Annotated in this window: 13 protein-coding genes; 8 read left to right on the forward strand and 5 right to left on the reverse strand. The window is 73.0% G+C overall.

Translation table 11 applies throughout. The features are described 5' to 3' along the window. The 3 genes from I5E_RS02540 to I5E_RS02550 all read right to left on the reverse strand — a co-directional run. On the reverse strand, positions 1–725 hold a 725-nt coding region (locus I5E_RS02540; RefSeq protein ID WP_022905602.1), incomplete at its 3' end, for an extracellular solute-binding protein. A gap of 158 nt (positions 726–883) precedes the next feature. Continuing rightward, positions 884–2,125 (reverse strand): ROK family transcriptional regulator, encoded by a 1,242-nt coding sequence (locus tag I5E_RS02545; protein WP_022905603.1) that lies wholly within the window; start codon positions 2,123–2,125, stop codon positions 884–886. 183 nt (positions 2,126–2,308) lie between these two features. Beyond that, positions 2,309–3,358 carry a zinc-binding dehydrogenase gene (locus I5E_RS02550; protein ID WP_022905604.1) on the reverse strand — a complete coding sequence of 350 codons (1,050 nt, stop codon included), beginning with the start codon at positions 3,356–3,358 and terminating at the stop codon, positions 2,309–2,311. Between the two features lie 80 nt (positions 3,359–3,438). Here I5E_RS02550 and I5E_RS02555 point away from each other — a divergent pair, with 80 nt between their 5' ends. Next, the gene (locus tag I5E_RS02555) at positions 3,439–4,380 is read left to right on the forward strand and encodes a DUF3097 domain-containing protein (RefSeq protein ID WP_022905605.1); all 942 of its coding nucleotides are present in this window, start codon (positions 3,439–3,441) and stop codon (positions 4,378–4,380) included. A 72-nt stretch (positions 4,381–4,452) separates the two neighbouring features. Next, positions 4,453–5,106 (forward strand): hypothetical protein, encoded by a 654-nt coding sequence (locus I5E_RS02560; protein WP_022905606.1) that lies wholly within the window; start codon positions 4,453–4,455, stop codon positions 5,104–5,106. A gap of 404 nt (positions 5,107–5,510) precedes the next feature. Here the strand turns inward: I5E_RS02560 and I5E_RS02565 are convergent, their stop codons facing one another. Then, positions 5,511–6,524 carry a LacI family DNA-binding transcriptional regulator gene (locus I5E_RS02565; protein ID WP_022905607.1) on the reverse strand — a complete coding sequence of 338 codons (1,014 nt, stop codon included), beginning with the start codon at positions 6,522–6,524 and terminating at the stop codon, positions 5,511–5,513. Beyond that, positions 6,521–6,943 carry a DUF3054 domain-containing protein gene (locus I5E_RS21020; protein WP_261974842.1) on the reverse strand — a complete coding sequence of 141 codons (423 nt, stop codon included), beginning with the start codon at positions 6,941–6,943 and terminating at the stop codon, positions 6,521–6,523. Before I5E_RS21020 ends, I5E_RS02565 begins: the two co-directional genes overlap by 4 nt. Before the next feature lie 124 nt (positions 6,944–7,067). Between I5E_RS21020 and I5E_RS22495 the strand changes: the two genes are divergently transcribed. The 6 genes from I5E_RS22495 to I5E_RS22500 all read left to right on the forward strand — a co-directional run bounded on the left by I5E_RS22495 (position 7,068) and on the right by I5E_RS22500 (position 14,155). After that, complete coding sequence (locus I5E_RS22495) at positions 7,068–8,018, forward strand: hypothetical protein (RefSeq protein WP_022905609.1); 951 nt, start codon at positions 7,068–7,070, stop codon at positions 8,016–8,018. Between the two features lie 462 nt (positions 8,019–8,480). Then, positions 8,481–9,638 (forward strand): extracellular solute-binding protein, encoded by a 1,158-nt coding sequence (locus I5E_RS02580; protein ID WP_022905610.1) that lies wholly within the window; start codon positions 8,481–8,483, stop codon positions 9,636–9,638. After that, a complete protein-coding gene (locus I5E_RS02585) occupies positions 9,635–10,654 on the forward strand; it encodes an ABC transporter permease (protein ID WP_022905611.1) in 1,020 nt (339 codons plus the stop codon). Before I5E_RS02580 ends, I5E_RS02585 begins: the two co-directional genes overlap by 4 nt. Then, complete coding sequence (locus I5E_RS02590) at positions 10,651–11,463, forward strand: ABC transporter permease (RefSeq protein ID WP_022905612.1); 813 nt, start codon at positions 10,651–10,653, stop codon at positions 11,461–11,463. The genes I5E_RS02585 and I5E_RS02590 overlap by 4 nt, the downstream gene beginning before the upstream one ends. A gap of 26 nt (positions 11,464–11,489) precedes the next feature. Continuing rightward, a complete protein-coding gene (locus I5E_RS02595; protein ID WP_022905613.1) occupies positions 11,490–12,575 on the forward strand; it encodes an ABC transporter ATP-binding protein in 1,086 nt (361 codons plus the stop codon). Continuing rightward, complete coding sequence (locus tag I5E_RS22500) at positions 12,572–14,155, forward strand: inositol monophosphatase family protein (RefSeq protein WP_022905614.1); 1,584 nt, start codon at positions 12,572–12,574, stop codon at positions 14,153–14,155. The genes I5E_RS02595 and I5E_RS22500 overlap by 4 nt, the downstream gene beginning before the upstream one ends. Positions 14,156–14,173 lie beyond the last annotated feature (18 nt).

The following is a 14,173-nucleotide window of genomic DNA, read 5'->3' on the forward strand; positions in this document are numbered from 1 at the left end:
ATGACGCTGTTGCCCTTGCTGTCCAGCCACGACCCGTCGACCATCGGTGCCCAGTGCTCGGGGGAGTTCTCGTAGAAGTCGATGAGCGGGTTGAAGCCGAGCTGCTTGATCGACCCGTCGGCGTTGTACGTCGTCAGCTTCAGCGCGTCGGTCTTCAGCTCGTCGAGGGTCTTCGGCGGAGCGTCGATCCCGGCCTTCTCGAGCAGCGGCTTGTTGACCATCAACGCACTGACGTCGGCGAGGGCAGGCAGCGTGCACCGGGTGCCCTTGTACTGCGTGTACGACCGCACGGCCTTCGGGATGTCCGACAGGTCGACCTTGTCGCGCTTGATGTACGGCGAGAGGTCACGGAAGGCCCCGGACGAGCAGAAGCTGCCCACGATGGCGGTCGAGTACGACAGGCCCACGTCGATGTTCTGGCCGGACGAGATCGCCTTCTGCAGCTTCTCGTCGTCCTGGCCGGCGTGGATGTCCACCGTGACGCCGGGGTTCGCCTGCTCGAAGCCGGCCACGGCGCTCTTCACGACGCCGGCCTCGCGCCCGGTGAAGAAGTGCCAGAGGGACACGGTGCCCGTGAGTTCCTTCGGCGCGGTCTTGTCGATCGAGTCGGCGCTGCTGCCGGAGCTGCAGCCGGCGACGACGAGGGCGCCGACCGCGGCGACGGCCGTCGCGGTGACGATGCGGCGGACGGTCCGGCGCGGGACGTTCGGTTGGGGGAGGGACACTGCGGTACTCGCTCTCTGGTCTCGCTCCGACGCGGTGCGGTCGCGGTGCCGCACGCCGGACGGATCCGAGCGTGCGGCACCGGTTCCGGGCGCGCCGAAGAGCCCTGGGACAGGGCCGGGTTGTGGTGCCTCGAGTGGTGCGGGTGGGGTGGTGCTGGTCAGGGGCGCTCGACGGGGTCCGGCGCGGGCACATCGTCACTGATGCGCTCGAGCCGGTCCGCGAGCGCGGTGCGGACGACGTCGATGAGGACGTGGCGCGCACCGTGCAGGACGGGGGTGTCAGGGACGCCGGGTGCCACGACGGCGGTGGACCAGCGCGTGCGGGTCCGGAGCCAGGCGGTCACGGCGGCGGCCAGGGCGGGTCCGCCCGCGATCCCGGTCGGGCCGTGCAGCACGACCGTCTCGGGATCGGCGACGGCGAGGGCGGGGAGCACGTTGTGCCCGACGCGCTCGCCGAGGGCGGTGGTGAACGGGTGCTGCTCGGGGAGTCCGGGCAGCTGCGGGAGCACCTGGCGCCAGTCGGCTGCGGTGCCGTCCGGTGCCGTGATCCCGTGTTCGGCGGCGAGGGCGATGATCGCGGACTCGGAGATGAGGTCCGCGACGATCGTGGCCGTCGGGTCGATGGAGCGAGCCGCTGCGGGCACGCCGAGGTAGCCGATCTCGCCGGCGGCCCCGGAGGCGCCGGTGTGCAGGTGGCCGCCGAGGTCGAGGGCCATGCCGAGGCCCTCTGCCATCCAGAACAGGGCGAACGAGCCCGGGGTCCGCCCCGCGCCCATGTTGCGTTCGGCAATGGCGGCGAGGTTGGCATCGTTCTCGATGACGACCCGCACCCCGAGCGCGGCGGACAGGGTCGCGGCGACCCGGTCGCGGGGCCAGCCGGGCAGCCCGTCGGTGAAGATGAGGGTGTCGGTCGCGTGGTCCACGCTCGCCTGGACACCCACGGCGACCGCGGTGACGAGGTCGGGGTCGACGCCGGCGGCAGCGGCCGCACGGGAGATCGCGGCGGCGACGATGTCGGCGCCGGGGGCGCGCATCTCGGTCGGGGACATCGTGTGGGTCGCGACCGGGAAGGTCCGGCCGGCGGCGTCCACCACGGTGCTGCGGACGTCGACGAGCTGGACGTCGACCGCCACCGCGAGGTCGCGGTCGGTGATCGCCTCGTACACGACGGCGCTCGGACCGCGGCGACCGGCCTGCGGTGCGGTGCCGGCTTCTCGGATGAGTGCCGCTGCTTCGAGTCGCCGGATGATCTCGGCAGCGGTGGGCTTGCTCAGTCCGGTCCGCTGGGCGATCTCGTTCCGGGTGAGCGGCCCGTCGTCGAGCAGGAGCTCGAGCGCCGCGCGGTCGTTGAGCACACGGAGGAGGCCGGGCTGGCCGGGGGTGCGTCCTCGAGTGGTCATGTCGAGGACTGTAACGGACAACCTTCTTTACTGAAAGGTTTGTTTACCGATTCGAAACACGCGTTCTGCTGCGCGAAACGCGAGCCGCCGTGCACGCACGGATCGCGGCCCTGGACGCGCGCATCGCGGGCCGGGAGGCGCGGGTCGGGCCCGCCGCGCGCCTCCCGGCCCAGCGTGCCGCGCCTACGGGCGGAGCAGCACCTTGATCGCCCGGCGCTCGTCCATCGCCCGGTACGCCTCGGCCGCCTCGTCGAGCGGGAGCTCGAGGTCGAAGACGCGACCGGGCTCGATCGCGCCGGAGAGCACGTCGGGCAGCAGCTCCGGGATGTACGTCCGCGCCGGGGCCATGCCGCCCGCGACGGTGATGTTCGTGTCGAAGAGGTACCGCGTGCCGATCGTCGGCACCCCGTGCGGGACCCCGACGAAGCCGAGGTTGCCGCCCGGACGCACCGAGTGCAGCGCCTGGTCCATGCTCTCCTCGGTGCCGACCGCCTCGACCGCACAGTCCGCCAGGTCGCCGCCGAGCAGCGCACGGATCGCCGCGACGCCCTCTGAGCCGCGCTCCGACACGACGTCCGTCGCCCCGAACTCGCGGGCGAGCGCCTGGCGGTCCGCGTGCCGGCTCATCGCGATGATGCGCTCGGCGCCGAGCCGCTTCGAGGCCAGGACGGCGGAGAGCCCGACCGCGCCGTCGCCCACCACGACGACGGTCTTGCCCGGACCGACCGCCGCCGAGACCGCGGCGTGGTGCCCGGTGGAGAAGACGTCGGACAGCGTGAGCAGGGAGGGCACGAGCGCCGGGTCGACCGGGCCGGGGACCGCGACGAGCGTCGCGGCCGCGTCCGGGATGCGGACGTACTCGGCCTGCGCGCCGCCGACCGGGTCGCCGTAGGCGTCCTTCCCGCCGAAGCCGGACAGGTGCTCGCAGCCGGTCGTCATGCCGTGGCGGCAGGCCTGGCAGGTGCCGTCGTTCATGGTGAAGGGGGAGATGACGAAGTCGCCGACGTGCAGGTCGTGCACGTCGCCGCCGACCGCCACGACCTCGCCGACGAGCTCGTGACCGATCCCGTGCGCCGCCTTCGTCTCGGTGACGCCGCGGTACGGCCAGAGGTCCGAGCCGCACACGCACGCCGCGACGACCTTGACGACGGCGTCCTTCGGCGTGAGGAGCTCGGGCTGGTCGCGGTCCTCGACGCGGATGTCGTTCGGGGCGTGGATGATGGCAGCGCGCACGGGTGGGCCTTCCGTCGAGATGGTGGGGTGTCCGGCCCGTCGACGTCGTCCGGGCCGAGGACGACAGTACCCTCGTGCGGGTGGACGACGACCGGTACGGCAGTGACGTGCTCTCGGGCGACTGGCGCTCGCGCGGGGTGCAGAAGGTGCGGCAGGTGCCGCTCGAACGGGACATGGTCCTCGAGGACCCCGTGACCGGCTGGGCCGGCGCCGTGGTCCGGCTCGAGGCCGGCACCGTCGAGCTCGAGGACTGGAAGGGGCGCACCCGCTCGTTCCCGTTCGGCGGGCAGTTCCTGCTCGAGGGCGAGCTCGTCACCCTGGGACGCCCGCAGGCGCCGGTGGGGCGGCGGAGCCCGGCGGGTGGTGCGGGTGCGGGCCCGGCGGGTGGTGCGGGTGCCGGGAGGCGCGGCTCGGCCCCGGCGGTGCGGCACGCCTCCGACGGCGGTCGCCTCCGCACCGCGTCCGGATCGTTCGCGGTGGAGTCGCAGCGTGCGCGGGTGGCCCTGCCCTCCCGGATCATGGTGGAGGGCAAGCACGACGCGGAGCTCGTCGAGAAGGTCTGGGGGGCCGACCTGCGCGTCGAGGGCGTCGTCGTCGAGGAGCTCTCCGGCGTGGACAACCTCGCCGACGTGCTCGACGAGTTCCAGCCGACGCGCGACCGTCGTGTCGGGGTGCTCGTCGACCACCTCGTGCCCGGGTCGAAGGAGTCCCGGTTCGCCGACGCGGTGATGCGCGGGAAGTGGGGCGCGCACGTGCTCGTCGTCGGACACCCGTTCGTCGACGTCTGGCAGTCCGTGAAGCCCGCTCGCGTGGGGCTGCAGGCGTGGCCGACGATCCCGCGCTCGATCGAGTGGAAGAAGGGCATCTGCCAGGCGCTCGGCTGGCCCGCCGCCGAGCAGGCCGACATCGCCCGGGCGTGGCAGCGGATCCTCGGGCAGGTGCGCACGTTCGCCGACCTGGAGCCGGAGCTCCTCGGCCGCGTCGAGGAACTCATCGACTTCGTGACGGAACCGACGGGCTGACGGACCCGACCGTTTCGTGCGCGCGCGCCGGATGGCGGGGGTGATCCGCGCCTCCAGGCTTACTGTTGGGGCATGGACGGCATCGACGGACGCGTGCGGAGCGCTGTCGAGGTCTGGCTGCGCTGGCTGCCACGGTGGCAGATCGGCACCGCGCGGCCCCGCACCCGGATCTGTCGGAAGTGCACGGGGTCGCCGATCGCCTCGGCGGCGGGCTTCGGACCGGACGTGCCGCACGCGGTCCAGCACGCGCTGATCGGGCGCATCTCGACCATCATCGAGGACGCCGTCGACGACTACACGGCGAAGAACCTGCCGCTGCTGCACCGTGAGCTCGAGCGGGCGGACGCGCGGAAGCGGCACGCCGGGTACCAACCGACCGAGGGGTTGCAGCCGGAGTTCCAGGGGCTCGACGTCGACCCCGAGCCCTCACCGGGGGAGCCGTTCCTGTTCACGCTCGGCGAGCTGACCGGCACGGGCGCGCACGAGCAGGCGCCGCGCGAACCCTTGTCGGACGAGGCGAAGGCGGCGCTCCGGCACGAGATCGAGCTCTCCGACGAGTGCGCACGGGCCACGGGCACGGCCGTGTGCCTGGCGCTGATCGACCACCGTCCGCGGATCGCCGAGGCCGTGGAGCGGCTGGTCGAGCCGCAGATCGAGGCGCTCGTGTCCGACATGTTCCGCGGGTTCGACGGCCCGGAGGAGACGCCCCGCTCCGGCTTGTTCTGACGCGGGTGCGGCGGCGGCGCGGCGCGGCGCGTGGGCGGGGCCCGCGGCGGCGCGGCGCGCGGCGGCGCGGCGCGCGGCTGCCGAGGCGCGACTCGCACGGTGCGGATCCCGTCAGTCGGTGCGAGGTTGTTCCTCCCGTGCGCCCTTCTGGCGCGCGGACGCTGTGCGGGGGACGGCGCACGGTGCGGGGCTCGTCGGTCGGTGCGAGGTTGCTCGCTCCGTGCGCCCTTCTGGCGCCGCACCATGCCGTCGTCACTGCACGGGCTGGCGAACCTCGCACGGTGCTGTGCTGGCGAACCCTGCACCGGACGACGAAGAGCGCACCGCCCGTCATACGTCGCACCGTGCGGGTTCGGCCAAGCCGGCACGGAACCGCGGAGCCCGCACCGTGCGTGGTTCGTCCCTCAGCGCGGGAGGAGTGTGCGGCCGGCGATCACCGTGCCACGCAGTGAGCGGTGCTCGACAGGACGCGCGGGGTCGTCGATGCGGCCGATGACGAGGTCGATCGCCTCGCGGCCGATGCGCTCGATCGGCTGCTGCAGGGTCGTGAAGCCGATCCAGTCGCTCGCCAGCGGGTAGACCCCGTCGAAGCCGGTGACGGACAGGTCGCGCGGGACCTCGACCCCGCGGTGGCCGAGTGCCTCGCAGACGTCGAGCATGAGTCGGTCCGTCGGGCACATCGCCGCGCTGACGTCCGACTCCTGCATCGCACCGACGATGTCGGCCGCGACATCGCCGGGCGGTCGCACGAAGCTGGCGTCGATGTCGATGACCCGTGTGCCGCGCGCGCGGAGCCGCTCGAGCATCGCCGCCGAGCGCGCGTGCTGCGTGATCGCGTCGCCGAGCGGGACGGTCAGCACGGCGACCGTCGTGTGCCCGGCGTCGGCGACGGCGTCCGCGATGGCTGCACCGCCTCCGACCTCATCGCAGTACACGCTCGACAGTGCGGGGTGCAGTTCGGGCCGTCCGGCGACCACCGTGGCGATCCGTGGGGCGAACTCCGCGATGTCGGTCGCCGGCATGAGCCCGCTGCAGACCACGAGGCCGTCGACCCGCATCGAGACGAGCGCGGCGAGGGCGCTCTTCTCGTCCTCGACCCGTCCGACGCCCGTCGTGGTGACCACGCGGTAGCCGAGCTCCGAGGCACGGCGTTCCATCACGGCGTGAAGAGCGGCGTACACCATCGACGAGGCGTCGCGGACGAGCATCCCGATGGTGTGCGTGCGTCCGCTGACGAGGCCGCGCGCCATCGCGTTGGCGACGTACCCGAGCTCGGCGGCTGCGCGCTCGACCCGCTCTCGTGTCTCGTCGGAGAACCGCCCGGTGCCGGAGAGGACGCGGCTCACCGCCGACTTCGAGACACCCGCCCGCGCGGCGACGTCGAGGATGGTCGGCTGGGACCCGCGGCTGCCGTTCACGCGTCGGTCGCTGCGGCGTCCTGCCGGGAGCGGGGTGCGCGGAGTCGGAGGATCCCGCGGACGACGGCGCGCCAGCCGAGCAGGAACACACCGAGCACGATCGTCGCGACGATGACGAAGGAGATCGGCAGCGGGTTGCCGTCGACGTCGCCCTGGCCCGTGGCGACGCGGATCGCCATGCCCACGAACACCGTGAGGATCCAGGCGACGACGCCGGTCGGCCAGAACCGCAGCGGCCGCGACCACGCGCCGCTCGTGACGTAGGCGATCGCCCAGCCCGCGAGGAACGGGTAGGCCGTCGTCCAGACCCCCAGTGCGGTGTTGCCCTCACCGTGCGAGGAACGGCCGATGAGCGCGAAGACGACGATGAGGACGACGTCGATGACGGCTGCGAGCCAACCCCAGGTGCGTGTGTTCACCCCCACATTCTCGCAGCGTTCTGCGGCCGGGCTCATCCCTCCACATCCTGGGCAGCGGGACGCACCGTCCACAGGGCTTTGGTCCGACGCCTCACCCGTTCGGGGAACTCCGGAACATCGGGGCATGTCGACGAACCTCAACCTCGCACCGGTCCCCGAAGTCCTCACCTACCGAACGTCAGCACGGCGGCCGGACGAGTCCGACGTCATCCGGCGCCGGGCCGCGGCGGGAAAACTCACCCGGGTCGCCCGTGGTCTGTACGCCGAGTCTGCGGGCTGGGCGGCTCTCCGCTCCAGCGAGCAGCACCTCGTCCGGGTGCGCTCGGTCGCGGATCGGATCCGAGACGGGGACCTCGTGTCGCACGTGTCCGCGGCCGTGGTGTTCGGCGTGCCGCTCCTCACCCCGCCGCCGACCCGCGTCCACGTGACCTCGACCGGCGCGGACCGACGGACGACGAACGGCACCTTCGTCGTCCACGCCGACCTCGATCCCGAGTGGAACCGCCCGGTCGTGACGACCTCGGACGGTCTGCTGCTGTGCGGGCTGGAGCGGCTCGCGACGGACCTCGCGCTGACGCTGCCCTTCGCCGACGCGGTCGTCGCCCTCGATGCGCTCCTCGGCCGGGCGGTCGAACGGGAACTGGTGCGAGCGGCCGTGGCACGGCGGGGACAGAAGGGGCGGCGGCGTGCGCTCCGCGCGGTCGAGTTCGCCGACGCGGCCTCGGGCTCGCCGGGGGAGTCGTACGCGCGGGCTCGGTTCGACCAGTTCGGCACGCCGGCGCCGGTCCTCCAGCACCGATTCCGATCGGCGGGCGAGCCGGACATCGTCGTGGACTTCTGGTTCCCGGAGTCGGGCGTGGTCGTCGAGTTCGACGGCTCCGTGAAGTACCAGCGCAGCGAGTACCTGCACGGGCGGACACCGCAGGAGGCGCTGGTCGACGAGAAGCTCCGCGAGGACCGGCTCCGTGCGTTCCCGGAGGTGCGCAGGGTGCTCCGGTTGACCTGGTCGGACCTGCTGAACGAGTGGGTCCTGCGGGCGAAGCTCCGCCAGGCCGGCGTGCGGATGTCGCGCTGAGGGAACCGTCCGCGCACGGTGCGGACTTGTTCGGAGGCGGGGCGGGGTCGAGCGCGGGCGCACCGTGCGCGCTTCGTCGCTGGCGGGCGGCTTGCCCGCTCGGTGCGAGGTTGCAGGCGGGCACGGAGCGGGCAACCTCGCACCGAGCGGCGGAGGGCGCACGGTGCGGCGCCCGCGGGCGGCGGGCGGCTTGCGCGCGCGGTGCGAGGTTGCAGGCGGTCACGGAGCGGGCAACCTCGCACCGAGCGGCGGAGGGCGCACCGTGCGGTGGAAGGGGCACAGCGCGGGGCGCGCCGCGCGGAGTTCACCCGGGGGCGACCCCCACGGTACCTCGCGTTCACCCGGCAGCGCGACACTCGACCTCGGTGCGGGAACGTTCCCGCACCGCGTCACCGCGCGAGCTCCACCCCGCACACCCCAGCCCCACCCCGCACACCCCCACGACCCAGGGAGACCACCACCGTGAAGACCCGAGCCCTCGCCGGCCTCGCGATCGCCGCCGCCGCGACCGTCGCACTGTCCGGCTGCGTGCAGAGCGCCAACGCCTCGAACGCCGCCGACCCCAGCAGCGGCACGACCGACCTCACCGTGTTCATCAGCGGCGACACCAACGTCCAGGACCTCTGGGAGAAGTCGCTCATCCCCGCGTTCGAGAAGCAGCACCCGACGATCCATGTCAGCACGAGCATCGACCTGCACGGCGAGCACGACGCCCAGACCCAGGCGAACCTCGCCACCGCGGTCAAGGCGGGCAAGCGCGTGGCGTACGACCTCGTCGACGCGGGCTTCGTCTCGACCGCCGGCAAGGCCGGACTCCTCACGAAGGTCAGTGCCACGAGCATCCCGAACCTCGCGAACGTCCCCGAGGCCACCAAGCAGCAGGGCGGCACGAGCGCGATCCCGTACCGCGCCTCGAGCGTCCTGCTCGCCTACGACTCGAAGAAGGTGACGGACCCGCCGAAGACCCTCGACGACCTCCTCGCCTGGATCCGCGCCAACCCGGGCCAGTTCGCCTACAACTCGCCCTCGTCGGGCGGTTCCGGCGGGTCGTTCGTCGCGACGGTCCTCGCGAAGTACCTGTCGGACTCCGAGCAGGAGACGATGCAGACCTCGTACGACAAGTCCCTCGAGTCGAAGTGGGACAAGGGGTTCCAGACCCTGAAGGACCTCGGCCCGTCGATGTACCAGAAGGGCGTCTACCCGAACGGCAACGACCAGGTCGTCCAGATGCTCGGGTCCGGCCAGATCTCGATGGCGCCGGTGTGGAGTGACCAGTTCATCACCTCGCAGAAGACCGGGATCATCCCGAAGACGGTCGAGGCGGTGCAGATCGCGGACCCGTCGTTCACGGGCAGCGCGAGCTTCCTCGGCATCCCGAAGACCGAGCCCACCGCGCAGAAGCGTGCGGCCGAGGAGCTCGCCGACTTCGTCCTCAGCTCGTCCGGGCAGCAGCTCGTCGCGAGTGCCGTCTCGGGCTACCCGGTGATCCCGCTGGACTCGCTCCCGAAGTCCGTCTCGGAGCAGTTCGCCGACGCCGACCCGTCGAACCTCCGGCTCGGCTTCCAGAGCGACTTCGCCGCGGACATGAACGCGGCCTGGGACGCGAAGGTCCCGCAGTGACCCAGGTCGCCGACCGGGAGGCCCGTGGCGCGTCCGCCACGGGCCTCCCGCCCGCCCCGCCACCGGTCCAGGACGCGCCCCACCAGACGGACCGGCGCGCGCTCCGGAGTCGCCAGGCGCGTCGCGCACGGGCGACCGGCCTCGCGCTCGTCGCGGCACCCGTCCTCGTCGTCGTGCTGTTCGTCGGCGTCCCGGTCGTCAACGCCGCACTCTTCAGCCTCGGGTTCACGGGCGGCCTCAACCAGGCGCTCGCGGACATCGGCGGCGACACCGTGCGCGGGTTCTCCCTCGCGGTCTACGGCACGCTGCTCGGCAACCCGACGTTCCTCCGGGACCTCGTGGCGACCCCCGGCGTCACGGCGCTGTCGACCGGGTTGACCGTCGCGCTCGCCGTGGTCGTCGCCGTGATCCTGCGGCTCCGGGGCGGTGTGCTCGGCAAGACCCTGAGCGTGCTGGCGGTGGTCCCGATCTTCGTCCCGGTGGTGATCGCGAGCTGGTCGATCCTGACGTTCACCGACGCGCAGGGCTTCCTGCGGAGCCTCGGCGCACAGGTCGGGCTCGACGTGCCGGTGTGGGGGTACACCCTCGTCGCGGTCGTGTTCGGCAGCGTCTGGACGAGCCTGCCGTTCGCGGTGCTGATGATCGCCGGCGCGCTGCAGGGGACCCCCGACGCCCTGGTCGAGGCGGCGAAGGACGCCGGCGCGAGCACGTGGCGTGTCGTCTGGCAGGTGCTCCTGCCGATGGCGAAGACCCCGTTGGTGATCGCGACGACCTTCACGGTGATCGGGGTGCTCGGGTCGTTCACCGTCCCGTACTTCACCGGCCCGAACGCGCCGACGATGCTCGGCGTCGACATCTCGAAGTACTTCCAGGCCTACAACCGGCCGCAGCAGTCGACCGCGATGGCGTTCATCGTGTTCGCGTTCGCTGCCGCCGCGAGCGTGTTCTACCTCCGGTCGACGGTGCGGACGAACGCCCGTGAGCTGGCCGACACGAACAAGGAGGCGCAGTCGTGATCGCACGCGTGACCGGGACCGCCCTCGTCTGGGCCACCGCCGTCGTCCTCGCGGTCTTCATCGCCGGGCCGCTGCTCTGGCTCGCCGCACGGGCGTTCGCGACGACGTGGACCTACCCGAACCTGCTGCCGGACGGGTGGACGCTCCAGTGGTGGGGGCGGGTCTTCGACGACCCGACCCTCGGCGTCGCGATCCAGAACTCCCTCGTGCTCGCCCCGCTCACGGTCGGGATCGCCGCGGTCGTGTGCCTGCCGGCCGCGTGGGCGATCAGCCGCATCGAGTTCCCCGGGCGGCGCCTCGTGCTCGTCGGGCTGTTCGCCACGAACGCCTTCCCGAAGATGGGGCTGTTCGTCACGATGTCGGCGATGTTCACGGCGCTGAACCTGATGAACACCGTCACCGGCATCCTCATCGTGCACGTGCTCGGGTGCGTGGTGTTCATGACCTGGCTCCCCGCCGCGGCGTTCTCGGCCGTGCCGCGCGCCCTCGAGGAGGCCGCCCGCGACGCCGGTGCGAGCCGGTGGCGCACGTTCTGGAGCGTCACCTTCCCGATCGCCTGGCCCGGCATCCTCGTCGCCGTGGTGATGAGCTTCCTCGCCTCGTTCGACGAGGCCCAGGGCACCTACCTCGTCGGCGCCCCGACCTACATGACCATGCCGACCGCGATGTACTCGCTCGTCCTGAACTCGCCGCGCCAGGTGTCGGCGGTGTTCGCGATCGCGCTGAGCATCCCGTCGATCGTGCTGATGACGCTCGCGCGGAAGCACATCATGGGCGGCCGCCTCGCGGACGGGTTCCAGATCCGATGACCACCACCAGCTCGAAAGGCGACCCCATGACGGAGCACGCGCTCGTCGCGGAACGCGCACCGCGCCTCCCGGCCCACGACCACCCGGCCGACCGGCCGGACGCCACCCGCACCGGCGGCCTGACCGTCAGGGGGTTGCGGAAGACCCTCGGAGGGCGCGACGTCGTGGCGGGCATCGACCTGGACGTGGCGAAGGGCGAGCTCGTCTCGCTCCTCGGCCCGTCCGGGTGCGGCAAGACCACGACGCTCCGCATGGTCGCCGGGTTCCTCGCCGCCGACGCCGGGACCGTCACGATGGGCGACCGCGACGTCACGGCCCTCGGACCGGAGCGTCGACCGAGTGCGATGGTGTTCCAGAACTACGCGCTCTGGCCGCACATGACCGTGACGCAGAACGTCGCCTTCCCGCTCCGGACCCGTCGCGTGCCGAAACAGCGGGTCGCCGAGCGGGTCCGGGACGCCCTCGAGCTCGTCGGGCTCGCGCACCACGCCGGCTCGCGCCCGACCGCCATCTCCGGCGGCGAGCAGCAGCGGGTCGCCCTCGCCCGGGCGATCGTGCAGGAGCCCGACGTCCTGCTCCTCGACGAGCCGCTGTCCAACCTCGACGCGAAGCTCCGGGTGAGCGTCCGCGACGAGATCCGCCGCATCCAGCAGCGCCTCGGCATCACGACCGTGATCGTCACGCACGACCAGGACGAGGCGCTCAGCATCTCCGACCGGATCGCCGTGATGCACGACGGCCGCATCGAGCAGATCGCGGCGCCCACCGAGCTGTATGCCCGGCCCGCCACCGGGTTCGTGGCGTCGTTCATCGGGTCGACGAGCGTCGTCTCGGGTCGCTTCCTCGCCGCCACCGGGGTCGTGACGCGCCCCGGCGACACGGTCCTCGTCCGGCCCGAGCAGGTGGCGCTCGCCGACGGTGTGCCGCTCCGGGCGACCGTGGTGCGGGTCCTCGTGCGCGGACACTTCGCCGAGGTGGTGCTCGCCGCGGACGGCGCCGAGCTACGCGCGTACGTCACCGGTGTCCCGCCGGTCGTCGGCACCGAGACCGGCGTGCGGATCGGCGACGTGCTCGTCCACCGCGACGGCGTGCTCGTCGAGGCCGCACGGTGACCACGCAGGAGGTCTCGGCCCCGATGGACCGGCGGACCGACCCGCAGCCGTCGCGGGGCCCGCGGGTCCCACTGCTCGTCGCGCACCGCGGCGCACCGCGCGTCCGCCGTGAGAACACGCTGCCCGCCATCGCGGTCGCCGAGGCGCTCGGCGCCGAGACCATCGAGGTCGACGTCCGCCGGACGGCCGACGGCGTCGCGGTCCTGCTCCACGACGAGACCCTCGGCCGGCTGTGGGGCGACGCCCGACGGGTGTCCGAGGTGGACTGGTGCGACGTCGCCCGGCTCGGGAACGGACTCGACCGCATCCCGCGCCTCGACGCCGTCCTCGAGCGACTCGACGGGTGCCGGAGCTCGCTGCTGGTCGACCTGACCGACCCCGAGGACGCGCGGGTCGCCGCCCGGACCGTCGCCGCGTCCCGGGCGGGCACCGGGGTCGCGTGGTGCGGTGCGCCGGCGGCCATGGCCGCGGTCCGCGAGGTCCTGCCGGACGCCGACGTCTGGCTCGCGTGGGAGTCGCTCGACCCGCCGACCGCGGCGGACCTGGTCGCCCTCACTCCCTCGACGCTGAACCTCGACCTCGCGTTCCTCACCCCGCGCACCGTCCGTGCCGCCCGCGACCTCGGACTGCGCGTCTCGGTCTGGACCCTCGACGACGCCGAACCGGCCGTCTGGGCAGCCACGGCCGGCGTCGACTCGATCACGACGAACGACGTCGCCGCGATCCGTGCCGCCCTGGCCCGGGCCGAACGCGACGGCTGGCCGGAGCCGGACCGCGAGCCGACCGAGACCGAGGTCGCGTCGCGCGCGCAGGCCCTCGCGCACCGGCTCGCGCACGAGGTGATCGCGTTCACCCGGGAGCACCCGGTCGGCGAGGTCGCCACCAAGGCGCACCCGGCCGACCTCGTCACCGACGTCGACCGGCTCGTCGAGCAGCACGTGCGGTCCCGGGTGCGGATGGCGTTCCCGACGCACGGGTTCACCGGCGAGGAGTACGGCGCGGCCCCCGGTGACCGGCACCGCTGGTACCTCGACCCGGTGGACGGCACGACGAACCTGGCGAACGGGGTGCCGTGGACCTCGATGTCGCTCTGCCTCACCCGTGGCGGCCGGCCGCTCGTCGGTGTCGTCGCGGACCCGTGGCGGGGCGAGGTGCTCGAGGCCCGGAGCGGACGCGGGGCCACCCTCCGCGACCGGACGCTGCGCCTCGACGACGCACCACGGGCACTCGCCGGCGCCGTCGTCGGCACCGAGCTCGACGGACACCGGCCGTGGCCCGGGTTCGGGGCGTTCCTCGACGCCCTCGCGGACCGGTCGTGCACGCTGCGGGTGCAGGGGTCCGGCACGCTCACGATCGCGCAGGTCGCGGCCGGACGGGGGATCGGCGGCTGCGTGTCGGCGTTCAACCCGGTCGACCACGGCGCGGCGGTCCTGCTCGTCCACGAGGCCGGCGGGGTCGTGCTGACCCGGGAGGGTGCGGTCGAGGGCTTCCCGCCGGTGGGGGAGCCGTTCCTCGTGGCGCACCCGGGCGCGGCGGACGAACTCCACGCGGTGTGGACGGCGGCGCTCGCCGCCGGGTGACGCACGCGTCGTGGGACG

The organism is Curtobacterium sp. B18 (assembly GCF_000333375.1).
GTDB lineage: Bacteria > Actinomycetota > Actinomycetes > Actinomycetales > Microbacteriaceae > Curtobacterium.

Coding starts and splice junctions, on each gene's coding strand:
- I5E_RS02560 (WP_022905606.1), top strand. CDS start 4,453: ATGGACGGCATCGACGGACGCGTGCGGAGCGCTGTCGAGGTCTGGCTG.
- I5E_RS02595 (WP_022905613.1), top strand. CDS start 11,490: ATGACGGAGCACGCGCTCGTCGCGGAACGCGCACCGCGCCTCCCGGCC.
- I5E_RS22495 (WP_022905609.1), top strand. CDS start 7,068: ATGTCGACGAACCTCAACCTCGCACCGGTCCCCGAAGTCCTCACCTAC.
- I5E_RS02545 (WP_022905603.1), bottom strand. CDS start 2,125: ATGACCACTCGAGGACGCACCCCCGGCCAGCCCGGCCTCCTCCGTGTG.